The organism is Pseudomonas sp. SWRI77 (assembly GCF_014269105.1).
Classification (GTDB): Bacteria; Pseudomonadota; Gammaproteobacteria; order Pseudomonadales; family Pseudomonadaceae; genus Aquipseudomonas; species Aquipseudomonas capeferrum.
Window position 1 is genome coordinate 282,719 of the sequence record NZ_JABWRV010000001.1, and the last position, 22,260, is coordinate 304,978.

Sequence of the window (22,260 nt, forward strand, 5' to 3'; positions counted from 1 at the left end):
CCCCCCACTCATCTCAAGCCCTGAACTGCCCCAGGCTAGCCCGTAACTGCGCCGCCAGGTCATCCAGCACCTTGCTGCTGGCCGTAGTCTGCATCACCACCTCAGCCGAACGTTCAGCCTGGGCATGGATGGTCTCCACCCGCCCGCGCACCGCCTGCGCCCCATGCGCCTGCTGTTCTGCCGCGCGGGTCGCCAGCCCGATCGCCGCATGCACCTGCTCCACCGCCACCTGCACCGACTGCTGGCGGCGCTCGTTCTCGCGCAGCACCAACAACCCTTCACTGGCCTTGAGCCCCGCCTGGCCGATGGTTGCCACCGCCTCCTTGGCGCCTTTTTGCAGCGCGGCAATATGCGCCTGGATATCCCCCGTCGAGCTTTGCGTCTTGCTGGCCAGCGCACGCACCTCATCGGCCACCACGGCAAACCCACGCCCGGTCTCCCCGGCCCGCGCTGCTTCAATGGCCGCGTTCAACGCCAGCAGATTGGTCTGTTCGGCAATGCCGTGGATCACCGTCAGTACCACCTCGATCTGCTCACTCTGCTTGGCCAGCCGTTCGATCACATGGGAGCCGGTCTCCACCTGCCCTGCCAAGCTCTCGATCAAACCGGCGAGCTGGGTCGAGGTGCGGCTGTTCTCATCCGTCGCCTGGCGGATGTCCACTACTTGCTGCAAGGCCGACTGCATGGCGTGGCTCTCGGCCTGCGCCTCATCGGCCATGCTCGACAGATCACGCAGGCTGGCAGCCACTTCATCCCGTTGCAGCGCAGCAGCGGCATCGGCGCCGGCATTGCGCTGGGCCATGGCACCAATCTCGACGCCGGTACGCTGCGCCACCTCGCCGGCTTCACGCACAATGGGCTGCAGCTTGTCGACGAAGCGGTTGACCGCCGAAGCCATGTCGCCAATCTCGTCGCGGCTGTCGAGGCTGACGCGCTTGGTCAGGTCGCCTTCGCCAGCGGCCAGATCGTTCAGGGCATCGATCAACAGGCGCAGCTTGCTGAGCACGCGGCGACCCAGCACCACCGCCACCACCAGCAACACACCAAGGCCCACCAGTACCAGGCCCAGGCCAATGCGCCAACGCAGTTCGGCAGCGGCTTCGCGCACGGTCTGCGCGGTATTGGCCTGCATGGCGGTGGCACTGCCCTGCGCCGTTTCCAGGCGTTCACGCAGGGCCTTGCCACTGTCGGCGGCGGCGCCATTGAGGCTATCACCCACCAGTTGCTCACCACTGGCGATCAAGGCAGCAAAACGCTGGTCAAGGGCCGCCAGTTCCTGATCGACGCCGGCAGTGGAAACCCCCATCAGCACCTTGCCAATTTCCGCGCCATTCGGGTTGATCGACGCCTCGACGAAATACACCGCCGGGTCGCGGCGCGCCGCCTCGATGACCTTGTCCAGCGCCCGCTCGCCCTGCCCCTTCTCCATCAACGCCTGGTTGATCGGGTTTTGCCGGTTGAGGTAGCGGGTCAGGTGCTGGCCCTGGGCGTCGTCGTAGACCACGAACAGCACATTGGGGTTGCGCTGGGCACGCCGGGCGAAATCGGAGAGCACCGGCACGTCGTTGTCCCAGATCGCCCGCGGCGCCACCGAGGCCAGCAGCTCGGCCATGTCGTTGGCGGAATCCTTGAGGTTCTTTTCCAGGGTCGTGCGCAGTTGCTGCTGTTCGTTCTGCAGGCGCGTGGACAACCCCGCGCTCAGGCGCTGACGCGTGCTGCTGGAGAGGCTGTCGAGGCCCGAGCGCACCTCCTGCCCGGCCTGCTCCAGCTCGCTGGCAAGCTTGCGGCTGTCGGTGCCCAGGCGCTCGCCAAGGTCAGCCTCCAGGGCGGTGACGGTGCTTCGGGTCAGCGCAACGGCCACCAGTACCTGCACCAAAAGGGCGATACCAAGGGCAACAAACACAGGCCGCAAAAGGCGGCTTCGTAACAGTGAGAGGATGGCAGACACGGTGTAACCCTCGTGTTTACTGGCGCCACTATTTTGATGGCATCTACAGAAACTTCTTACAGCAAGGGTTATGCCGGGAACAGCAGGGATATGCGCCAAGGTCTAGCAGCCCAGGCCTACAAACAAAAACGCCGCGATCCCTTGCGGGGTCGCGGCGTCAGATCAGCCTGGAAAGCGGATCAGGCGAACGGATGACGCAGCACGATGGTCTCGTTGCGGTCCGGGCCGGTGGAGATGATGTCGATCGGCGCGCCGGTCAGCTCCTCGATACGCTTGATGTAAGCGCGAGCAGCTTCTGGCAACTCTTCCAGGGTCTTGGCACCCAGGGTCGACTCGCTCCAGCCTGGCATCTCTTCGTACACCGGCTCCAGGCCGATGTAGCTGTCGGCATCGGAAGGCGCGTCGATGACAGCACCGTTCTCGTTCTTGTAGCCAACGCAGATGTTGATGGTTTCCAGGCCGTCCAGTACGTCCAGCTTGGTCAGGCAGATGCCCGAGATGCTGTTGACGTCGATGGCGCGACGCAGGATGACGGCATCGAACCAGCCGCAGCGACGGGCACGGCCGGTGGTCGAACCGAACTCATGACCACGCTTGGCCAGGGTAGCGCCAGTCTCGTCGAACAATTCGGTCGGGAACGGGCCGGAACCGACACGGGTGGTGTAGGCCTTGGTGATACCGAGGATGTAGTCCAGGTACATCGGGCCAACGCCGGAGCCGGTCGAGATACCGCCAGCGGTGGTGTTGGAGCTGGTGACGTACGGGTAGGTACCGTGGTCGATGTCCAGCAGCGAGCCCTGGGCGCCTTCGAACATGATGTCCTTACCGGCGCGGCGCAGGTTGTGCAGTTCGGCGGTGACGTCGAGCATCATCGGCTTGAGCTGCTCGGCGTAGGCCATGCACTCGTCCAGGGTCTGCTGGAAGTCGATGGCCGGCTCTTTGTAATAGTTCACAAGCTGGAAGTTGTGGTAATCCAGCAGCTCACCGAGCTTGGCGGCGAAACGCTCACGGTGGAACAGGTCACCGACGCGCAGGCCACGGCGTGCGACCTTGTCTTCGTACGCTGGGCCGATACCACGGCCGGTGGTGCCGATCTTGGCTTCGCCACGGGCTTTCTCGCGGGCCTGGTCCAGGGCCACGTGGTACGACAGGATCAGCGGCGCAGCCGGGCTGATGCGCAGGCGCTCACGCACCGGTACGCCCTTCTCTTCCAGCTTGGTGATTTCACGCATCAGGGCATCTGGAGCAACGACCACGCCGTTGCCGATCAGGCACTGAACGCCTTCACGCAGGATGCCGGACGGAATCAGGTGCAAAACGGTTTTTTCACCGTTGATCACCAGGGTGTGGCCCGCGTTGTGGCCACCCTGGTAGCGCACTACGGCGGCAGCATGTTCGGTCAGCAGATCGACGATCTTGCCTTTGCCCTCATCACCCCACTGGGTGCCCAGGACGACGACATTCTTACCCATTACATTGGTCCTCATTCACGCAAACTTGGTTGCCGGCCTACTGCCGACGCAGAAACTCACTGGGTCAGCGGCAGAACCTGCCAGCGCCCGTCTTGCTGAATCAATTGCCGATCACAATCCGCCTCGAGAGCAGCACTCAACGGCTGGCCAGGCAAAGCCTGGACCACACGCTGGCCCTCGTTGCGCAACTGGCAGACCTGCTGCCAGAGGGCCGCGTCGCCACTGTCAGGCATCCAGATGCCGCCAGTTGGCAATACGACCTCCGCTCGCCCCAGTGTGACCAGGGTCTTCAAATCCGTGGAGAATCCGGTGGCCGGGCGTGCCCGGCCAAAATCGGCGCCGATGTCGTCATAGCGACCGCCCTGAGCGATCGATTGACCTTCGCCCGGCACGAACACAGCGAACACCACGCCGGTGTGGTAGTTGTAGCCACGCAGCTCGCCCAAGTCGAAGTACAGCGGCAGGTCCGGGTAGCGCGACGCCAGGCGATCGGCGATCGCCAGCAGGTCGTCCAGCGCCGCCAGCACGCTGGCCGGGGCACGGCCCAGGCGCACGCGGGCTTCGGCCAGCACTTCACGGCCACCGCACAGCTCGACCAGGGCACGCAGCATGTTGCCCAGGTCTTTGGGCAGGTCGGCAGTCAGTGCCTGCACTTCATCGACCGACTTGCGCTGCAGCGCATCGAACAGCTGCTGCTCGACCGCACCCGACAGCCCGGCGGCACGCGCCAGGCCGCGGTAGATGCCGACATGGCCAAGGTCCATGTGCACATCCGCGACGTCAGTCAGTTGCAGCGTGGCGAGCATCAGGCTGATGACTTCGACATCGCTGGTGGGGCTGGCATCGCCGTACAGCTCGGCACCCAGCTGGATCGGGCTGCGCGAGGTCGACAGTGCACGCGGCTGGGCGTGCAGCACGCTGCCGGCATAGCACAGGCGGCTCGGGCCTTCACGGCGCAGGGTGTGGGCGTCGATACGCGCCACCTGCGGGGTGAAGTCGGCACGGAAGCCCATCAGGCGTCCGGACTGCGGGTCGACCACCTTAAAGGTGCGCTGATCCAGGTCCTGGCCGGCGCCGGTAAGCAGCGACTCCAGGTACTCGATATGCGGGGTGACAACCAGTTCGTAGCCCCAACTCTGGAACAGGTCCAACACCTGGCGACGCGCGATCTCGATGCGCGCAGCCTCAGGTGGCAGTACTTCCTCGATGCCATCTGGCAGCAGCCAGCGGTCTACCGTTGCCATTACGCCATTTCCCCTCTGGTCCGGGCGGCCTGCCTGTGGCGAGCCGTCAGTAAAGCAGGTATCGGCGCACAGCAGCGGGCAGCACTGATCCCAGCGCAGCCACCGTACCCAATACCCTCGAATTGCCTTGCGACCTGACCAAACCGTCAACTGGCCGTGTGCCAATCAACCTTGCAGACGCAAAAAAGCCGGGAAATTTCCCGGCTGCCTCATCATACACCCCTTTTCATTCAGGATGCACCCCGCCTGGTGTTTTAGCTGCCAGGCGGGGCGTTACCCCAATGAAAACGGGCTCAGAGCATCAAGGCTTGCTCTTGTCCAGGTAGCGGAAGAACTCGTTCTTCGGGTCCAGGACCAGCACGTCGCTCTTGCTGGAGAAGCTTTCGCGGTACGCCTGCAGGCTACGGTGGAACGCATAGAAATCAGCGTCCTGGCTGTAGGCCTTGGCGTAGATGGCGGCCGCCTGGGCGTCACCGTCACCGCGGGTTTCTTCAGCTTCACGGTAGGCTTCGGCCAGCAGTACACGGCGCTGACGGTCGGCATCCGCACGGATACCCTCGGCCAGCTCGTTACCTTTGGCGCGATGCTCGCGAGCCTCACGTTCACGCTCGGTGCTCATACGGTCGAACACGCTGCGGTTGACTTCCTTCGGCAGGTCGATGGCCTTGACGCGAACGTCGACCACCTCGATACCCAGCTCCTTGTTGGCCATGCGGTTCAGCGAAGCGGTGATGTCAGCCATCAACGCGTCACGCTCACCGGAGACCACTTCGTGCAGGGTACGTTTACCGAACTGGTCACGCAGGCCGCTTTCCAGACGACGCGACAGACGCTCGTCGGCGATCTGCTTGAGGCCGGACGTGGCGGTGTAGAAGCGCTCGGCATCCTTGACGCGCCACTTGGCGTAGGCGTCGACCATGACCGCTTTCTTCTCCAGGGTCAGGAACCGCTGGGTCGGAGCATCAAGGGTCATCAGACGGGCGTCGAACTTGCGCACCTGGTTCACATAAGGAATCTTCACATGCAGGCCTGGCTGGACATCCGCCTGGACCACACGGCCGAATTGCAGCAGCACGGCGCGTTCGGTCTGCGACACGATGTAGAAGCAGTTCCAGGCCACGACGGCCAGCACCACAGCGGCGATCAGGGCGATCAGCGATCTATTGCTCATCAGCGGCTCTCCCTAGTGCGCAGCGGCTGTTGTTGCTGTTGCAGGTCCTGCGCCGCACGCGCGGCCGCATCGTTGACCGACGCAGGCACGCTGCTGGTCGGTGCGGACGTGTTGCGGCTGCCTTCGACCATCTTGTCCAGCGGCAGGTAGAGCAGGTTGTTCTGCCCGTCCTTGGTTGCCACCATGACCTTGCTCGAATTGCTGTAGACCTCTTGCATGGTTTCGAGGTACAGACGCTGACGGGTCACGTCAGGTGCCTTGTGGTACTCGGTAACCAGCTTGGTGAAGCGGTCGGCCTCACCCTTGGCGCGGGCAATCACTTCGTCGCGGTAACCGTTGGCATCCTCGATGATGCGCTGGGCCTGACCACGGGCTTCCGGCACCACGCCATTGGCGTAGGACTCGGCCTGGTTGCGGGCACGCTGCTCATCTTCGCGGGCGCGGATCACGTCGTCGAAGGCTTCCTGCACTTCGCGCGGGGCTGCCGCGCTCTGTACGTTGACCTGGGTGACGGTGATACCGGTGCGGTAGTTGTCGAGGAAGCGCTGCAGGCGCTCGCGGATGTCCACGGCCATCTGCTCACGGCCTTCGGTCAGCACCTGGTCCATCGAGGTGGAACCCACCACGTGGCGCAGGGCACTGTCGGTCGCATGCTGCAGGCTCACCTCTGGCTGGTCGACGTTGAGCACGAAGTCCTGCAGGTTGGTGATCTTGTACTGGACGGTCAGCGGCACCTCGACGATGTTCTCGTCTTCGGTCAGCATTTGCCCCTGCTTGGTGTAGGCACGCTCACGCGTGACGTTTTCCAGGTACTTGCGATCGATCGGCGGGAAGTAGATGTTCAGGCCGGGACCTACCGTCTCGTAGTACTTGCCGAAGCGCAGCACAACGGCCTGCTCCTGCTCGTCCACCACGTACACGGCACTGTACAGCCAGATAGCCGCCAGCACCGCCAGGCCAATGCCCAGCAGGCCGTAGCCGCCACCCTTGCCGACATTGCGGTCACCGCCGCCACGTTTCTTGCCGCTGCCGAACATGCCGTTCAGGCTGTCCTGCAGTTTGCGGAAGGCCTCGTCCAGATCCGGCGGACCTTTCTTGTCACCACCGCCGCCACCGCCACCACGGCGGCCGCCCCAGGGATCCTGATTGTTCGAGTTGCCACCCGGCTCGTTCCAAGCCATAGCGCTCTCCATCTGATAAAGCAAAGACGCGCCCACGGCGCGCCGTCCAATGCTACAGAATGCCTGTCACTGCTGCCCGGCGACCTCGACGAGCATTTATTGCAAAGTGTGTTGCTCGACAAACACTTGCGGCTCCATGCCTTCGCGGCTGACCAGGCGATTCAACTCGACCCTGGGCAGTCGCACGCTCAGCAGGCTGCGCCCTTCTTCATCATGCTCTTCACTCTGCACCGCCCCCAAGGCAAAGAATTGCGCGCGCAAGCGGGCAAAACGCTGCTCCAGGCACAAGGTGCCGACAAACAGATCATCCCCCAGCAACTCGGCAATCGCCTGGCCAACCAGCTCCAGGCCACGCCCGTCTCGTGCCGACACCCAGACCCGCTCCGGCTTGCCATCGGCATCGCGCTGGATCTGCGGCTCGACATCTTCAAGCAGGTCGAGTTTGTTATACACCTCAAGGATCGGCAAGCCTTCGGCGCCGATCTCGCCCAATACCGCCAGAACCTGTTCGATCTGCTCCATGCGGTCGGGCTCATGCGCATCGATCACATGCAGCAGCAGGTCGGAGTTGCTCGACTCTTCGAGCGTAGCCCGAAAAGCCTCGACCAGCTTGTGCGGCAGGTGGCGAATGAAGCCGACAGTGTCGGCCAGCACGATTGGCCCAAGGTCATCCAGCTCGAGCCGGCGCAAGGTCGGGTCGAGGGTGGCGAAGAGCTGGTCGGCGGCGTAGACGTCGGATTGAGTCAGGGCGTTGAACAGAGTGGACTTGCCGGCGTTGGTATAACCCACCAGGGAGACCGACGGCAGCTCGGCGCGGCGTCGGCCGCGACGGGCCTGTTCGCGCTGGCTACGCACTTTTTCAAGGCGTGCCTTGATCTGTCGCAGACGCACCCGCAGCAGGCGGCGGTCGGTTTCCAGCTGGGTTTCACCCGGACCGCGCAGGCCGATACCGCCTTTTTGCCGCTCAAGGTGCGTCCAGCCGCGTACCAGCCGCGTGCTCATGTGCTCGAGCTGGGCCAGTTCGACCTGCAGCTTGCCTTCATGGGTACGCGCCCGCTGGGCGAAGATATCGAGAATCAGCCCGGTGCGATCAAGCACGCGACACTCGAAGACACGTTCGAGGTTGCGCTCCTGGCTGGGCGTAAGGGTGTGATTGAAAATCACCAGGTCGACCTCATCGGCTTTGACCCGGTCGCGCAATTCTTCGACCTTGCCGCTGCCAATCAGGTATTTGGCCGTAGGCTGATGCCGTGACACGGTCACCAGCGAGACGATGTCCGCCCCGGCCGACAAAGCCAACTCCTGAAACTCCTGCGGGTCTTCGCGCGCCTCAGGGTTCTGTCCTTCCAAGTGAACGAGCAGCGCCCGCTCACCACCACCGTGGCGCTCAAAGAACAATGCAGGCTCCTATCAGGCGTTGCCTGGCTCGCTGTCACCGTGTTCGGAATCGGACGGGCTTGGCAGGCGAACCGGACGCGCAGGCACCACAGTCGAAATGGCGTGCTTGTACACCATCTGGCTGACGGTGTTCTTCAGCAGCACAACGAACTGGTCAAACGATTCGATCGAGCCCTGCAGCTTGATCCCGTTGACCAGGTAGATGGAAACCGGAACCTTTTCTTTTCTCAAAGTGTTCAAGTAAGGGTCTTGTAGCGAATGCCCTTTTGACATATGCCGCACTCCTGTAAGGATAAATAATAGAAAATCAAGAAAATCGATAAATTAGGCCGCCCCTTCGCAAGAATAGACGGCAATTAGCAGGGACTCAGCTCAATATGGAGACGCTTCCCAGGTATTTCAAGGTGCGGGACAGATTGTCGCAGGCCAGGCTGTCGAGCCAGTGGACGTCGGACCAACCGCGCAACCAGGTGAACTGTCGCTTGGCCAGCTGGCGAGTGGCAATGATACCGCGCTCTCGCATCTCATTCTCACTTAGCCTGCCATCCAGGTAGTCCCAGGCCTGCCTGTACCCCACTGCCCGTATAGACGGCAACCCGGCGTGCAAGTCACTTCTGGCTCGCAGCGATCGGACCTCGTCGATGAAGCCCTGTTCCAGCATCTGCGAAAATCGTAACGCAATTCGCTGATGCAAAATGTGACGATCTGTAGGAGCAATCGCCAAACTCGCGACAGTATAGGGCAAATGTCCGTCAGCGCCTGCGTCTGCGCCGCGACTTTCCGCGTATTGACGCTGGCGATGAGCTGTCATGCTCTCGCCACTCACCCGGTAAACCTCAAGCGCACGTATCAGCCGCTGCGGGTCATTCGGATGGATGCGCGCCGCCGATTCCGGGTCCACTTCGGCCAGCTGACGGTGCAATTCGGCCAGGCCCAGTTCAAGCGCCTGGGCTTCCAGCTCGGCACGCACGCTGGCGTCGGCCGGCGGCATGTCCGCCAGGCCATCGATCAAGGCTTTGTAATACAGCATGGTACCGCCGACCAGCAGCGGGATCTTGCCGCGCGCAGTGATTTCGGCCATGGCCTGCAAGGCATCGGTGCAAAAATGTGCGGCGGAGTAGCTTTCGGCCGGGTCGAGAATGTCGATCAAACGGTGTGGGTGAGCCGCCAGCAGCTCTTTGGAAGGCTTGGCGGTACCGATGTCCATCCCGCGGTAGACCAGCGCCGAATCGACACTGATCAGCTCGCAGGGCAGGGCCTTGGTCAGCTCGATGGCCAGGTCGGTCTTGCCGGCCGCCGTCGGGCCCATGAGGAATATTGCTGGGGGCTTGCCGCTCATGTCATCGACCGCGCAGGAAAAGTTTGTCCAGATCGTCCAGGCCCATTTGGGTCCAGGTCGGGCGGCCATGATTGCACTGGCCGCTGCGCTCGGTGCTTTCCATGTCGCGCAGCAGTGCGTTCATCTCGGGGATGGCCAGGCGCCGGTTGGCGCGCACGGCGCCGTGGCAGGCCATGGTGCCGAGCAATTCGTTGAGGTGCGCCTGAATGCGGTCACTGGTGCCGTATTCCATCAGGTCGGCGAGCACATCCTGTACCAGGCGGTTGGCCTCGGCCTGCTTGAGCAACGCCGGGATCTGCCGGATCGCCAACGTCTCGGGGCCCAGGCGCTGCAGCTCGAAGCCCAGGCGCTGGAACCACTGGGCGTGTTCCTCGGCGCAGTCAGCTTCGCGCTGGCTCATCGCCAGCGATTCGGGCACCAGCAGTGGCTGACCGCTCAAGCCTTCGCTGGCCATGGCCACCTTGAGCCGCTCGTACATGATCCGCTCATGCGCAGCGTGCATGTCCACCAGCACCAGGCCCACGGCGTTCTCGGCCAGAATATAGATACCCTTGAGCTGGGCCAGGGCGTAGCCCAGCGGTGGAATATCACCCTGGCTTTCGGGCAGCGACGACGGCGTCTCGGCGCCGTCGGCCAGCGGCTTGTAGAACTCGCGATAGACGGCTTGCGACTCGGCTGCCGGCAACGGCTGGGACGGGCGCGGGCTGTACTGGGACTGATAGCCCGCGCCACTGCCACCATTGGAAATCGAAAACTGAGGTGCCCGAGGCTGTTCGAGCACCGGCGAGGCCAGGCGCATCTCACCCTGAGGCCCGAATTCACCGGCCTGTTGGCCACTGGGGCGAACGATTTCGGCAACGGCGGCGGGCGCGGCCAACTGGTCTTCCGGCCGCACGTCGGCCAGGGCACGGTGCAAGGTACCGTAAAGGAAGTCGTGCACCGAACGCCCTTCGCGAAAGCGCACTTCGTGCTTGGTCGGGTGCACGTTGACGTCGACGCCGTTTGGCTCAAGCTCCAGGAACAGCACGAAGGTCGGGTGCCGACCGTTGAACAGCACGTCCCGGTACGCCTGGCGCACAGCGTGGGCCACCAGCTTGTCGCGCACCGCCCGGCCGTTGACGAAGAAGTACTGCAGGTCGGCCTGGCTACGCGAGAAGGTCGGCAGCCCTACCCAGCCCCACAGGCGTAGGCCGTTGCGCTCGACATCGATGGGCAGCGCCTGCTCCATGAAGCCAGGCCCGCAAATGGCGCCGACCCGCCGCGCACGCGCGGTTTCATCATGGGCCTCGTGCAGGCTGAGGATGCTCTTGCCGTTGTGGCGCAGGTGGAAGCCGACATCGAAGCGGGCCAGGGCCAGGCGACGGATGACTTCCTGCAGGTGGTCGAATTCGGTCTTCTCGGCCTTGAGGAACTTGCGCCGCGCCGGGGTGTTGAAGAACAGGTCGCGCACCTCGACCGATGTACCGACCGGGTGCGCGGCAGGCTGCACGCGCGGGGTCATGTCGCGGCCTTCGGTCTCGACCTGCCAGGCCTCGCCGGCACTGGCCGTGCGTGACGTCAGGGTCAGGCGCGCCACCGAACTGATCGAGGCCAGGGCCTCCCCCCTGAAACCGAGGCTCAGCACGCCTTCGAGGTCTTCCAGCTCACGGATCTTGCTGGTGGCGTGACGGGCCAGGGCCAACGGCAGGTCGTCGGCGGAGATTCCGCCGCCATCGTCGCGCACGCGCAGCAACTTGACCCCACCCTGCTCGACTTCGACATCGATGCGCCGGGCACCGGAGTCGAGGCTGTTCTCCAGCAGCTCCTTGGCCACCGAAGCCGGGCGCTCGACCACCTCACCGGCGGCAATCTGGTTAGCCAGCCGCGGGCTTAGCAGCTGGATGCGCGAACCACCATTCATTGCTGCGAAGCCAGGGTGGTGGCTGGCACATCGAGACGCTGGCCGACCTTCAGCTCATCGGTCTTGAGGCTGTTGGTGCTGCGCAAGCTGGCCACACTGACCTGATAGCGAACCGCAAGCATGGCCAGGGTTTCGCCAGGGCGCACGGTGTGCTCACGTGGGCCGGCAGCGATCTTGCCGGTGTCACGCAGCCAGGCAATGTAGGTGCCGGGCGGCGGGTTCTGCTGGAAGAACTGCCGCACGCCGGTGTGGATCGAGCGCGCCAGGGCCTGCTGGTGGCTGCGGGTCGCCAGTTTGGCCGCCTCGTTAGCGTTGGAGATAAACCCTGTTTCAACGAGGATCGACGGAATATCTGGCGACTTCAACACCATGAAGCCCGCCTGTTCCACCCGCTGCTTGTGCAGGGAAGTGACGCGGCCCATGTTGCCCAGCACCTTCTGCCCGACATTGAGGCTGGAGCTGAGGGTGGCGGTCATCGACAGGTCGAGCAACACGCCAGCCAGCATGCGGTCCTTGTCGTCGAGGCTGACGTTGCCGGCACCGCCGATCAGGTCGGAGCGGTTTTCCGTGTCGGCCAGCCAGCGCGCGGTCTCGGACGTGGCGCCACGGTCGGACAAGGCAAATACCGACGCACCGAAGGCGGCCCTGGATGGCGCGGCGTCGGCGTGGATCGAGACGAACAGGTCGGCGCCCTTCTTGCGGGCGATTTCGGTGCGTTTGCGCAACGGGATGAAATAGTCACCAGTACGGGTCAGCTCGGCGCGGAAGCCCTTCTCGCTGTTGATCTGGCGCTGCAGTTCCTTGGCGATCTGCAGCACGATGTCTTTTTCGTGCTGCCCGCGCGAGCCAGAGGCGCCCGGGTCTTCACCGCCGTGACCGGCATCGATGGCGACCACGATGTCACGCTTGCCACTAGGCACCGGTGGCAGCTTGATGGCCGGTTGGGCCGGGCTCACCGGCACGGCCGGCGTGGTCGCAGGCGTTTGTACTGGCACAGGCGGTGGGGTCGGCGTGCTGGCGGCGACGGCATCGGCCTCCTGGTCGTACAGGTCGACCACCAGGCGGTTACCGTACTGGGCATTGGGCGCGAGGGTGAAGCTCTTGGGTGTGACCGACTTTTTCAGGTCGACCACCACGCGCAGGTCGGTAGGCGTGCGCTGGGCCGAACGCACGCTGCTGATCGGTGTATTGGACGTGGCCACGTTCAACGGCGCGGCCAGGGTCGCGCCATTGATGTCGATGACCAGGCGATCAGGTGCGCTGAGGGTGAAGACGCTGTGCTGCACGGGGCCAGACAGGTCGAAGACCAGCCGCGTGTTGTCCGGCGCGCGCCACAGGCGCACGCTCTTGACTTGTGTGACGGCCAGAGCCTCAACGGTCACCGTTGTCAGCAGCAGACCAACGATGGCGACCAGTGCGCGTATGCGCATACCTACCCCACTTTCTGTTTTTAGTGTTTGCCCAGTGCCACGCACCAGGCCTCGCCGCGAGCCCCCTGCGGCGAAAGGTTCAGCGAGCGTCCGCGCGCTTGGGGGCTTATGGTAATGGTCAGGTCAGGCTTTGGCAAAACGCCCGCACCCTTTTCCGGCCACTCGAACAGGCACAACGCATCGCCATCGAAGTAGTCACGAATGCCCATGTACTCCAACTCCTCCGGATCGACCAGGCGATACAGGTCGAAATGGAAAGCGCGCACGTCTCCGATCTCGTAAGGCTCGACCACGGTGAAGGTCGGGCTCTTGACTGCACCAGTATGGCCCAGGCCGCGGATCAGGCCACGCGAGAGCGTGGTCTTGCCAGCCCCCAGGTCACCTTCGAGAAAAATCACGCCGTGACCGCCGGTCACTTCGGCAAGCCGCGCACCAAACGCGACCATGGCCGCTTCATCGGCCAAAAACAAGGTTAAGCCAGACACGCAGAATGCTCCTCCAACAACTCACGAATGACCGGCGCCAGATCGCTGGCTGCCAAGCCTCTACCCTTGACGCCCAGGCGCTCGCCCGCACAGGCATGCAGCCAGACACCCAGGCAGGCCGCCGGCCAGGCCGCCATGCCCTGAGCCAGCAACGCCGCCAGCACGCCGGTGAGGACGTCGCCCAGACCAGCACCGGCCATGGCCGGGTGGCCACGGTCACAGCGCGCCAGTTGCCCATCAGGGTCGGCCACCAGGGTGCCGGCGCCCTTGAGCACGCAGACGCTGGCATAGCGGCGGGCGAGCTTGCGAGCAGCGCCCGGTCGGTCGGCCTGAACGGCCTCGGTGGAAATCCCCAGCAACCGCGCCGCCTCCCCAGGGTGCGGGGTCAGGATGCTGCCACTGGGCAGGGCCAGCGGCGTGCGCGCCAGCAAGTTCAACGCATCGGCATCCCACACCTGCGGGCGCGCGGCATTGGCCACTGCCGACAGCAGGCTGCGGCCCCATGCGCCCTGCCCCAGCCCCGGGCCGACCACCAGCACCGAGGCGCGCTCCAGCACGCCCATCAACTGATTGGCCGAACTCACGCCCAGGCACATGGTTTCTGGCAGGCGGGCCAGGCTCGCACCGACATGTTCCGGCCGCGTTGCCACGCTGACCAGGCCCGCGCCACAGCGCAGCGCCGCCTCGGCACTGAGCAGCACCGCGCCGCCGGTACCGAGGTCGCCACCGACCACCAGCACATGGCCGAAGTCACCTTTATGGGCATGCGCCTGCCTTGCCGGCAGGTGCGCGACGGTCACGCTGCTGAGCAGTTGCGGGGCACTACCTGGGTGTTTGGTCTGGGGCATGGGGTCAAAGGCTCCAATGTCTGGCAGAATTATACGCACCTGAGCCCGTATTGCCTTGCCCATCCATGTCCGCTTGCACACTTGACCTCGCCGCACTGGCCCAATCGATCAAGAATTGGGGCCGAGAACTCGGTTTTGCCCACGTCGGCATCGCCGGTGTGGACCTTGGCGAGCACGAACAGCACCTGCAACGCTGGCTCGATGCTGGCTACCAGGGCGAAATGGAGTACCTGGCCGCTCACGACGGCAAGCGTGCCCACCCTGACCAGTTGATCCCCGGCACGGTACGGGTGGTGTCGCTGCGCATGGACTACTTGCCAGGCGACACGCAGATGGCGCAACGCCTGGCCCAGCCAGAAAAGGCCTACGTATCGCGCTACGCCCTTGGCCGCGATTACCACAAACTGGTGCGCAAACGCGTGCAGCACCTGGCCGATCGCATCCAGGAAGACATTGGCCCGTTCGGTTACCGGGCGTTCGTCGACAGCGCCCCGGTGCTGGAAAAGGCGATTGCCGAGCAAGCTGGGCTGGGTTGGATCGGCAAGAACACCCTGCTGCTCAATCGCAAGGCCGGTAGCTACTTCTTCCTTGCCGAGCTGTTCGTCGACCTGCCGCTGCCGGTGGACGAAGCACATACCAGCGAGCACTGCGGGCGGTGCCAGGCGTGCCTGGACATCTGCCCGACCCAAGCCTTTGTCGGCCCCTATGTACTGGATGCCAGGCGCTGCATCTCGTACCTGACCATCGAGCTGAAGGGTGCGATTCCCGTCGAGTTGCGTTCGATGATGGGCAACCGAGTGTTCGGCTGCGATGACTGCCAGATCGTCTGCCCGTGGAACCGCTTTGCCCGGCCCACCCAGGAGAGTGACTTCCAACCCCGGCATGGGCTGGAGAATGCCGAGTTGGCCGAGATGTTCCTGTGGGATGAAAAGACTTTTTTGCGCAAGACCGAAGGCGGGCCATTGCGGCGGGCGGGGTATGAACGCTGGCTGCGAAACCTGGCGGTTGGGTTGGGCAATGCCCCTTCGACGATTCCGGTGCTGGAGGCCTTGAAGGCCCGACGGGATGACCCGTCGGCACTGGTGCGTGAGCATGTCGAGTGGGCGCTGGAGCGTCACGGACAGGTGTAGGTGGGGTCAGGCGGGCGAAGCCCCTCACTGCTGGTCGTTGTAATGAAACTTGGGCATTTCCCAATGAAACCTGATCGCCAGCAAACGCAGCAGAAACCCGCCAAACAAGGTCAGCAACGTCGCCTGCTCCGCCGGCAGCTGAAAGTGCACGCAGCCCAGATAGAACCATGCCGCCGCAAACGACACGCTGGCATACAGCTCCCGGCGGAACACCAGCGGGATGTCGTTACAGAAGATATCGCGCAAGATCCCACCAAATACCCCGGTGATTACCCCGCTGATCGACGCCACCAGCATGCCCTGCCCCATCTCCAGCGCCGTCATGCAACCGATCAAGGTAAACGCCACCAACCCCAGGGCATCGAGCACCAGGAACAATGAACGCAGGCGGCGCATCATCGGTGCGATGAAAATCGTCAGCAGTGCCGCACAGCTGGTCAGTACCAGGTACTCCGGGTGCTTGACCCAGGTCAGCGGGTAGTGCCCAAGCAGCACGTCACGCACCGAGCCACCGCCCAGGGCGGTGACGCAGGCAATCAGCACCACGCCAAACCAGTCCATGCCGCGGCGGCCGGCAGACAAGGCACCGGTCATGGCTTCAGCGGTGATGGCAATGAGGTAGAGCATCAACAACATGGTGCGAGTCCGTGCGAGAAAGGCGCGCAGTCTAACCAGTTGCCCGAGGCACCAAAAGAGGGCGCAGACACAATATCTGCGCCCTTTCAGCTCACACCTTGATGAAGTGCTCGCGGTAGTGGCGCAACTCGGCGATCGACTCGCGGATATCGTCCAGCGCCAGGTGGGTGCCGCCCTTCTTGAAGCTGTCGCGAACATTCGGCGCCCAGCGTGCGGCCAGCTCCTTGAGGGTCGAGACGTCGAGGTTGCGGTAATGGAAGTAGTTTTCCAGGTTGCGCATATGGCGATAAAGGAAACGGCGGTCCTGGCAGATGCTGTTGCCGCAGATGGGCGACTTGCCTTTGGGCACCCACTGCTCGAGGAAGGCGATGGTCTGCGCCTCGGCCTCGGCCATGCTGACGCGGCTTTCGCGCACACGCTGGGTCAGGCCCGAGCCGCCGTGGGTACGGGTGTTCCACTCGTCCATGCGCGCCAGCACTTCGTCACTGTGGTGAATGGCGATCACCGGGCCTTCGGCCAGGGTGTTCAGATCGCTGTCGGTGACAATCGTGGCCATCTCGATGATGACGTCGCTGTCCGGATCCAGGCCGGTCATTTCCAGGTCGATCCAGATCAGGTTCTGTGGGTTGTGCATGCAGGGGCTCCTCGTATAGGCCGTCATAGTAGCCTAGCGGGGGCGGCCGGCGCATGCGCGGCGCAAAGGTAAGCCCAATGGTCGAGCGCCCGGCGTGCTAAACTGCCTGCCGTTTTCAATCTGTCCCAGCACGGAACCTTCATGGCCAAACGCCAGCTCAATCGTCGCCAAAACTGGCGTATCGAAAAAATCCAGAACGAGCGCGCCGCTCGCGCCGCCAAACGCGAGCAGCACACGCTGCAGGAACTGGAGGGCGGCGACCTGGGGCCAGAACAACTGGGCCTGGTGATTGCCCACTTTGGTGTGCAGGTCGAGGTCGAGGCCCAGGACGGCGATACGGCCGGCCAGGTGTTCCGTTGCCACCTGCGGGCCAACCTGCCCGCACTGGTCACAGGCGACCGTGTGGTCTGGCGTGCAGGTAACCAAGGCATCGGCGTGATCGTCGCGCAGATGCCGCGCAGCACCGAGCTGTGCCGGCCGAACAACCACGGCCAGCTCAAGCCGGTGGCGGCCAACGTCGACCTGATCGTGATCGTCTTCGCGCCAGCGCCCGAGCCACACCCGAACCTGATCGACCGCTACCTGGTAGCCGCCGAGCATGCCGGCATCCGTCCGCTGCTGCTGCTGAACAAGGCCGACCTGATCAACGACGAGAACGGCCCGGCCCTGCATGCGCTGCTCGAAGTCTATCGCGACCTCGGCTACCCCTTGCTGGAGGTTTCTGCCCACCAGGGTGATGGCATGCAACGCCTGCAGCAGATGCTGGACGGGCACATCAGCGTATTCGTCGGCCAGTCGGGCGTGGGCAAGTCGTCCCTGGTCAACAGCCTGCTGCCTGCCGCCGACACCCGCGTCGGTGACCTGTCCGAGTGGTCGGGCCAGGGCACGCACACCACCACTACCGCGCGCCTGTACCACTTCCCCAACGGCGGCGACCTGATCGACTCGCCGGGCATTCGCGAATTTGGCCTGGGCCATGTCAGCCGCGATGACGTGGAAGACGGTTTCATCGAGTTTCGCGACCTGTTCGGCACCTGTCGCTTCCGCGATTGCAAACATGACCGCGAGCCAGGCTGCGCACTGCTTCAGGCACTGGACGATGGCCGTATCAAGCAGCAGCGCATGAACAGCTACCGCTCGATCATCGCCAGCCTGCCGGAAGACAGCTACTGATCAGCCTGTTTTGTAGGAAATATTACCGGGGCATGTAGGATCGCTCCGGTTTTACCGTCATCTATTGCCCCTTCTACTGCTTTCGCTGATGGTCATGCCTTCTATCAGGGAGGGCAACCGCCATGCCGGTTCTTATCAGCTACCGCCACGAAGAGCGGCTCGATGCGTTCATCCTCAATGAGCGCCTGCTGCTCGAAGGCATCGCCACCCAAGTGGTGCAGCTTGACAGCGAAGGGCAGACCCGCGATGACCTGCATGGCAGTTTCTGCCAGCAGATGAGCGATGCTACTCATTGGGTCGGGGTGCTGCCTGACGACACTGCCGAAGATTGGTGGACTGCTTGGCTGCTGGGGGCTGCGGCAATGGCCTGCCGCCGGGTCAGCTTCTATCGCAAAGGGCCAGCGCCGTTACCGGAATGCCTGGGCAGGTGGCCGTGCATGCGTGAGCAGGCGCATATCGACCTGTTCGTGCGGGCCTATCATGACGAACGCACGTTCGAGCGGGCTATGTCACTGCCGCCAGAGCGAGGGTCGGGTGCTGACAGGGATAATGCCGATTTCTTTCATGCCGATCTCAAGGCCAAGATCCGCCGGGGGTTTTGACGGCCATGTGATGGCTGGCACCGGCTTCGCCGGTGTTCGCGGGGCAAGCCCGCCCCCACAGAGGCACAGCTATCAATGCGATAACTGTTTCTCTATCGGAGCGGCTGCGCGCGGGGCTATTGCTCTTTGGCGTCGTCCATCTTCAGCGTCCCATCCTCGAAGATGTTCAGCTTCTCGCGCAGCTCACGCGGCTGCATCGGTGCCTGCTCGGCCTCTGGCACAGCCGGGGCCGAGGCGCCGGGGGCGGTGTCGGCAGGTGCTGCGGGCTCGGCCGGCGGTGCTTCGGGCGCGGCCTGTTCACCCTCGATGTTGCGCTGGGCCTTCTTGGTCAGCACGATGATGTCGATGCGCCGGTTGACCGGGTTGAACGGGTCCTTGCGGTCGAACAACGACGACGAGGCGTAACCCACCACCCGGGCCACTTGCTCGTCCGGATAGCCGCCAGCGACCAGCGCGCGCCGCGCCGCGTTGGCACGGTTGGCCGACAGTTCCCAGTTGCCGAACTCACCGGTGCCAGCAAACGGCTTGGCATCAGTGTGGCCACTGATGCTGATCTTGTTCGGCACCGCCTTGATGGTGTCGGCCATGGCCAGCAGGATGTCCTCGAAATACGGCTGCAAGCGCGCACTGCCGATGTCGAACATCGGCCGGTTCTCGGCATCCATGATCTGGATGCGCAAGCCGTCCTGAGTGATCTCGAACAGAATCTGGTCCTTGAACTTCTGCAGTTGCGGGTTTTCCTCGACCTTGTTCTGCAGCTCCTGCAGCAACAACTCGAGGCGCTCGCGTTCGACCTGCTCGGCCATGGTCTCGACCTGGTCCTTGCTCAGCTGAACGCTGGATTCAGGCGTCGGTTCGGACTTCACTTCAGGGTTGATAGTCTTCTCCGGTGCCATCTCGGGCGAACCGCCCAGGTCGATGACGTAGGGCGTGCCACTCTCGGAAAAGCCGATCGGGTCCTTGAAATAGCCGGCAATGGCGATCTTCTGCTCAGGCGTGGCTGTGGACAACAGCCAGAGCACCAGGAAAAACGCCATCATCGCCGTGGCGAAGTCGGCAAAGGCGATTTTCCAGGCGCCGCCATGGTGGCCGCCGCCGAAGCGCTTGACGCGCTTGATGATTATCGGCTGATTGTTCTCCATGACTCAGCGACCGCGAACCGCTTGTTCCAGCTCGGCAAAACTTGGGCGATGCTTGGGGTAAAGCACCTTGCGACCGAACTCGACAGCCAGGGACGGTGGCATGCCCGAGGCCGACGCGACCAGCGAGGCCTTGATCGACTCGTACAGGTTGATCTCTTCCTTGGCATCGTGCTCCAGGCACTTGGCCAACGGGCCGAAGAAGCCATAGGCCGCCAGGATACCGAAGAAGGTACCGACCAGTGCCGCACCCACGTGCATGCCGATGGCCGCCTGGTCGCCCTCGCCGAGCGAGGCCATGGTCACCACGATGCCGAGTACCGCCGCAACGATCCCGAAGCCCGGCATGCCGTCGGCAATGCCGTTCACCGCATGGGAGGGGTGTTCGAGCTCTTCCTTCATGCTCAGCAGCTCCATGTCGAACAAGCCTTCGAGCTCGTGCGGGGCCATGTTGCCGGTGGACATGATGCGCAAGTAGTCGCAGACGAACGCGGTCATGCGCTCATCAGCCAGTACGGTGGGGTACTTGGCGAAGATGGGGCTGGCCGCGGCGTCCTCGATATCACTCTCGATGGCCATCATGCCTTCACGACGGCTCTTGTTGAGGATCTCGTACACCAGGCCCAGCACCTCCAGGTAATAGGCGTGGGTGAAGCGCGAGCCGAACATCTTCATCGACTTCTTGATGACGTGCATAGTCATGTGGCCAGGGTTGGCCTGCAAGAATGCACCGAAGGCCGCACCGCCGATGATCAGTACTTCGAACGGCTGGATCAGCGCCGCGATCTTGCCGTGGGAGAGCACGTATCCGCCGAGCACGCTCGCGAATACGACGATGATGCCGATAATTTTAGCCATAGGTTCAAAGCACTTGCTGTCGTGGTCAGGGTGAGAGACGGGAGCTTTAAAACTCTTCTTCTACTTATCGGCAGAACTGCGCCAGACTATAGCCACTCAAAGCGAAAAGCCAGTTCGGACTGATGTCAAAATGCCAATTGAAACCAAGGTGCCCGCTCAGCCGCCACGTACGTTAGAGGCCTGGGTAAAGCTGCTGGAGAGTGTTCGCATACCTGTGCCGAAACAGAGTTACGACCGGGTATTGGCGGCCATAAACGACAGCCGCCGCTCCCTGCGCGATATCGCCGAACTGATGCAGGATAGCCCGGCACTGGTGCTTTCGGTCATGCGTGAGGCCAATCACCCGGCCAACGCCAGCCAGGCCGAGCCCGCCGAGAGCCTGGAAATTGCCCTGAACCGGCTGGGCCTGACGCGTATCGAGCAGTTGCTCAAGCGCCTGCCCTCGCTGCCAGCCGACGAGGTCCCGCCGGTACTGGGCCAGTTCCAGCTGATCAGCCAGCACGCCTCGCAGCAGGCCAGCGGCCTGTTCGCCAGCCGCCTGGCGCGCTTGTGGCAAGAAATCCACTGGGGCAGCCTGCTGTTCCTCGCCCCACTCTGGCCGCTGGCCCTGGCCTACCCGAAGCTGCTCGACACCTGGGAGCTGCGGGTTATCCACAAGGGTGAGAAAGCCGCCGAGGTGGAGCAGGAACTGTTCGGTGTGCGCATCATGGCGCTGTGCCAGACCATGGCTGAGTACTGGCGCCTGCCGCAATGGGTGACCCAGGGCTACCGCATGCTGCTGGATGAACGCGAGCAACTGGCGCAGGTGTTCAACATTGCCCGCGATCAGGACGTGCTGAGCCAGCAACACCGCCTGGATGAGGAGCCCGGCCTGCGCCGCTGGTTCAACCAGCCGGCCAATACCGTGCTGCTGGCCAACGGCCTGGCCCTGGCGGCGCAGGTGGGCTGGGACAACCCGCACCTGCTGCGCTGGCAGTTGCTGACTGCGCTGTACCTGCAGACGTCGCTGGATGACGTGCAGCAGCAGGTTCACCAACAAGCGGCGGCCAGCGCCCGGCGCCATGCCCACCAGGCACTGTTCCACCCGGCCGAAGCGCTGATCTGGCCCTGGCAGCAACGCCGCCCGCACCCAGGCATGCTGGCGCCACCGCCGCCCAGCAGTGAAGAACTGAACCGCTGGCGCACGCTGTGCCAGGACCTGCTGGCGCAACCAAGCCCGTTCACCAATACCGTGCACCTGGCCACCCAGGCCCGCGAGGCCCTGCTGGCCTGCGGCATGCAGCGCATCATGCTGCTGACCCTGGACAAGGCGACCGACTACCTGCGCGTACAGCAGACCGCCGGCCTGCCCAAGGAAGCCGCTGCCATGGCCTTGCAAGTGCCGCAAAGCAAGCTGCTGCAAAAACTGATGAGCAAGGCCGGGCAATTGCGCCTGACCCCGGAAAACCACGGCCAGTTCTCGGCCCTGCTGCCAGCACCGCTGCGCGCCCTCTTCCGGAGCGAGCACCTGCTGCTGCGCTCGCTGGCAGTCAACGACCAGGTCCTGATGCTGGCGGTGGCCGACCAAGGCGGCAACCCTCTGGCCGATATCAGCGTGCAAGCCTTTGGTAAAACCGCGCAATGCATCGAGCGCGCGCTGTCCGTGTTTGCCAACCGCAAGGGCTGAGCCTTG

The 22,260-nt window shown here is 63.7% G+C and carries 20 protein-coding genes; 4 read left to right on the forward strand and 16 right to left on the reverse strand.

Translation table 11 applies throughout. The annotated features are described in order from the left end of the window. Window positions 1-13: 13 nt before the first annotated feature. From HU766_RS01320 to HU766_RS01375, 12 genes are all read right to left on the reverse strand, one after another. Window positions 14-1,948 (reverse strand): methyl-accepting chemotaxis protein, encoded by a 1,935-nt coding sequence (locus tag HU766_RS01320; RefSeq protein ID WP_186652738.1) that lies wholly within the window; start codon window positions 1,946-1,948, stop codon window positions 14-16. Window positions 1,949-2,127: 179 nt separating this feature from the next. Further along, the gene (locus HU766_RS01325) at window positions 2,128-3,420 is read right to left on the reverse strand and encodes an adenylosuccinate synthase (protein WP_008095424.1); all 1,293 of its coding nucleotides are present in this window, start codon (window positions 3,418-3,420) and stop codon (window positions 2,128-2,130) included. A gap of 56 nt (window positions 3,421-3,476) precedes the next feature. Next, on the reverse strand, window positions 3,477-4,664 hold the full coding sequence (locus HU766_RS01330) for an ATP phosphoribosyltransferase regulatory subunit (protein ID WP_033701805.1): 1,188 nt from the start codon (window positions 4,662-4,664) through the stop codon (window positions 3,477-3,479). A gap of 301 nt (window positions 4,665-4,965) precedes the next feature. Beyond that, window positions 4,966-5,835: a protease modulator HflC gene (gene hflC, locus HU766_RS01335; RefSeq protein WP_186652739.1), complete on the reverse strand. Its 870-nt coding sequence runs from the start codon at window positions 5,833-5,835 to the stop codon at window positions 4,966-4,968. Further along, window positions 5,835-7,016 (reverse strand): FtsH protease activity modulator HflK, encoded by a 1,182-nt coding sequence (gene hflK / locus HU766_RS01340; RefSeq protein ID WP_186652742.1) that lies wholly within the window; start codon window positions 7,014-7,016, stop codon window positions 5,835-5,837. The genes hflC and hflK overlap by 1 nt, the downstream gene beginning before the upstream one ends. A gap of 96 nt (window positions 7,017-7,112) precedes the next feature. After that, window positions 7,113-8,414 (reverse strand): ribosome rescue GTPase HflX, encoded by a 1,302-nt coding sequence (gene hflX, locus HU766_RS01345; protein ID WP_033701809.1) that lies wholly within the window; start codon window positions 8,412-8,414, stop codon window positions 7,113-7,115. A 12-nt stretch (window positions 8,415-8,426) separates the two neighbouring features. Then, window positions 8,427-8,687: an RNA chaperone Hfq gene (gene hfq / locus HU766_RS01350; RefSeq protein ID WP_003258160.1), complete on the reverse strand. Its 261-nt coding sequence runs from the start codon at window positions 8,685-8,687 to the stop codon at window positions 8,427-8,429. 94 nt (window positions 8,688-8,781) lie between these two features. After that, complete coding sequence (gene miaA / locus HU766_RS01355; RefSeq protein WP_186652744.1) at window positions 8,782-9,753, reverse strand: tRNA (adenosine(37)-N6)-dimethylallyltransferase MiaA; 972 nt, start codon at window positions 9,751-9,753, stop codon at window positions 8,782-8,784. Window position 9,754: 1 nt separating this feature from the next. Next, on the reverse strand, window positions 9,755-11,653 hold the full coding sequence (mutL, locus tag HU766_RS01360) for a DNA mismatch repair endonuclease MutL (RefSeq protein ID WP_186652746.1): 1,899 nt from the start codon (window positions 11,651-11,653) through the stop codon (window positions 9,755-9,757). Beyond that, window positions 11,650-13,083 (reverse strand): N-acetylmuramoyl-L-alanine amidase, encoded by a 1,434-nt coding sequence (locus tag HU766_RS01365; RefSeq protein WP_156311294.1) that lies wholly within the window; start codon window positions 13,081-13,083, stop codon window positions 11,650-11,652. Before HU766_RS01365 ends, mutL begins: the two co-directional genes overlap by 4 nt. Before the next feature lie 20 nt (window positions 13,084-13,103). Further along, complete coding sequence (tsaE, locus tag HU766_RS01370; RefSeq protein ID WP_033701813.1) at window positions 13,104-13,568, reverse strand: tRNA (adenosine(37)-N6)-threonylcarbamoyltransferase complex ATPase subunit type 1 TsaE; 465 nt, start codon at window positions 13,566-13,568, stop codon at window positions 13,104-13,106. Further along, window positions 13,556-14,416, reverse strand: coding sequence for an NAD(P)H-hydrate dehydratase (locus HU766_RS01375; RefSeq protein ID WP_186652748.1), 861 nt, complete (start codon window positions 14,414-14,416; stop codon window positions 13,556-13,558). The genes tsaE and HU766_RS01375 overlap by 13 nt, the downstream gene beginning before the upstream one ends. A gap of 65 nt (window positions 14,417-14,481) precedes the next feature. On the opposite strand from HU766_RS01375, the gene queG reads away from it, so the two are divergent. Further along, window positions 14,482-15,546, forward strand: a complete 1,065-nt coding sequence (queG, locus tag HU766_RS01380; protein ID WP_186652751.1) for a tRNA epoxyqueuosine(34) reductase QueG — start codon at window positions 14,482-14,484, stop codon at window positions 15,544-15,546. A gap of 24 nt (window positions 15,547-15,570) precedes the next feature. Here the strand turns inward: queG and HU766_RS01385 are convergent, their stop codons facing one another. Further along, on the reverse strand, window positions 15,571-16,182 hold the full coding sequence (locus tag HU766_RS01385; protein ID WP_033701817.1) for a trimeric intracellular cation channel family protein: 612 nt from the start codon (window positions 16,180-16,182) through the stop codon (window positions 15,571-15,573). 91 nt (window positions 16,183-16,273) lie between these two features. Next, a complete protein-coding gene (gene orn, locus HU766_RS01390) occupies window positions 16,274-16,816 on the reverse strand; it encodes an oligoribonuclease (RefSeq protein WP_033701818.1) in 543 nt (180 codons plus the stop codon). 141 nt (window positions 16,817-16,957) lie between these two features. Between orn and rsgA the strand changes: the two genes are divergently transcribed. Together rsgA and HU766_RS01400 are read left to right on the forward strand one after the other, a co-directional pair. Further along, a complete protein-coding gene (gene rsgA / locus HU766_RS01395; RefSeq protein WP_186652753.1) occupies window positions 16,958-17,989 on the forward strand; it encodes a small ribosomal subunit biogenesis GTPase RsgA in 1,032 nt (343 codons plus the stop codon). A 122-nt stretch (window positions 17,990-18,111) separates the two neighbouring features. Next, window positions 18,112-18,591 (forward strand): molecular chaperone Tir, encoded by a 480-nt coding sequence (locus HU766_RS01400; protein WP_186652757.1) that lies wholly within the window; start codon window positions 18,112-18,114, stop codon window positions 18,589-18,591. Window positions 18,592-18,707: 116 nt separating this feature from the next. On the opposite strand, the gene motB is transcribed toward HU766_RS01400, so the two are convergent. Both motB and motA read right to left on the reverse strand, forming a co-directional pair. Next, a complete protein-coding gene (motB, locus tag HU766_RS01405; protein ID WP_186652759.1) occupies window positions 18,708-19,733 on the reverse strand; it encodes a flagellar motor protein MotB in 1,026 nt (341 codons plus the stop codon). Between the two features lie 3 nt (window positions 19,734-19,736). Further along, window positions 19,737-20,588, reverse strand: coding sequence for a flagellar motor stator protein MotA (motA, locus tag HU766_RS01410; protein WP_033701822.1), 852 nt, complete (start codon window positions 20,586-20,588; stop codon window positions 19,737-19,739). A 130-nt stretch (window positions 20,589-20,718) separates the two neighbouring features. Here motA and HU766_RS01415 point away from each other — a divergent pair, with 130 nt between their 5' ends. Next, window positions 20,719-22,254, forward strand: coding sequence for an HDOD domain-containing protein (locus HU766_RS01415; protein ID WP_186652761.1), 1,536 nt, complete (start codon window positions 20,719-20,721; stop codon window positions 22,252-22,254). Window positions 22,255-22,260 lie beyond the last annotated feature (6 nt).

Excerpts from the sequence above, each read along its gene's own strand:
- HU766_RS01325 (WP_008095424.1), bottom strand. The coding sequence starts at position 3,420 with ATGGGTAAGAATGTCGTCGTCCTGGGCACCCAGTGGGGTGATGAGGGC.
- HU766_RS01330 (WP_033701805.1), bottom strand. The coding sequence starts at position 4,664 with ATGGCAACGGTAGACCGCTGGCTGCTGCCAGATGGCATCGAGGAAGTA.
- hflC (WP_186652739.1), bottom strand. The coding sequence starts at position 5,835 with ATGAGCAATAGATCGCTGATCGCCCTGATCGCCGCTGTGGTGCTGGCC.
- hflK (WP_186652742.1), bottom strand. The coding sequence starts at position 7,016 with ATGGCTTGGAACGAGCCGGGTGGCAACTCGAACAATCAGGATCCCTGG.
- hfq (WP_003258160.1), bottom strand. The coding sequence starts at position 8,687 with ATGTCAAAAGGGCATTCGCTACAAGACCCTTACTTGAACACTTTGAGA.
- miaA (WP_186652744.1), bottom strand. The coding sequence starts at position 9,753 with ATGAGCGGCAAGCCCCCAGCAATATTCCTCATGGGCCCGACGGCGGCC.
- mutL (WP_186652746.1), bottom strand. The coding sequence starts at position 11,653 with ATGAATGGTGGTTCGCGCATCCAGCTGCTAAGCCCGCGGCTGGCTAAC.
- HU766_RS01365 (WP_156311294.1), bottom strand. The coding sequence starts at position 13,083 with ATGCGCATACGCGCACTGGTCGCCATCGTTGGTCTGCTGCTGACAACG.
- HU766_RS01375 (WP_186652748.1), bottom strand. The coding sequence starts at position 14,416 with ATGCCCCAGACCAAACACCCAGGTAGTGCCCCGCAACTGCTCAGCAGC.
- queG (WP_186652751.1), top strand. The coding sequence starts at position 14,482 with ATGTCCGCTTGCACACTTGACCTCGCCGCACTGGCCCAATCGATCAAG.
- HU766_RS01385 (WP_033701817.1), bottom strand. The coding sequence starts at position 16,182 with ATGTTGTTGATGCTCTACCTCATTGCCATCACCGCTGAAGCCATGACC.
- orn (WP_033701818.1), bottom strand. The coding sequence starts at position 16,816 with ATGCACAACCCACAGAACCTGATCTGGATCGACCTGGAAATGACCGGC.
- rsgA (WP_186652753.1), top strand. The coding sequence starts at position 16,958 with ATGGCCAAACGCCAGCTCAATCGTCGCCAAAACTGGCGTATCGAAAAA.
- HU766_RS01400 (WP_186652757.1), top strand. The coding sequence starts at position 18,112 with ATGCCGGTTCTTATCAGCTACCGCCACGAAGAGCGGCTCGATGCGTTC.
- motB (WP_186652759.1), bottom strand. The coding sequence starts at position 19,733 with ATGGAGAACAATCAGCCGATAATCATCAAGCGCGTCAAGCGCTTCGGC.
- motA (WP_033701822.1), bottom strand. The coding sequence starts at position 20,588 with ATGGCTAAAATTATCGGCATCATCGTCGTATTCGCGAGCGTGCTCGGC.
- HU766_RS01415 (WP_186652761.1), top strand. The coding sequence starts at position 20,719 with ATGCCAATTGAAACCAAGGTGCCCGCTCAGCCGCCACGTACGTTAGAG.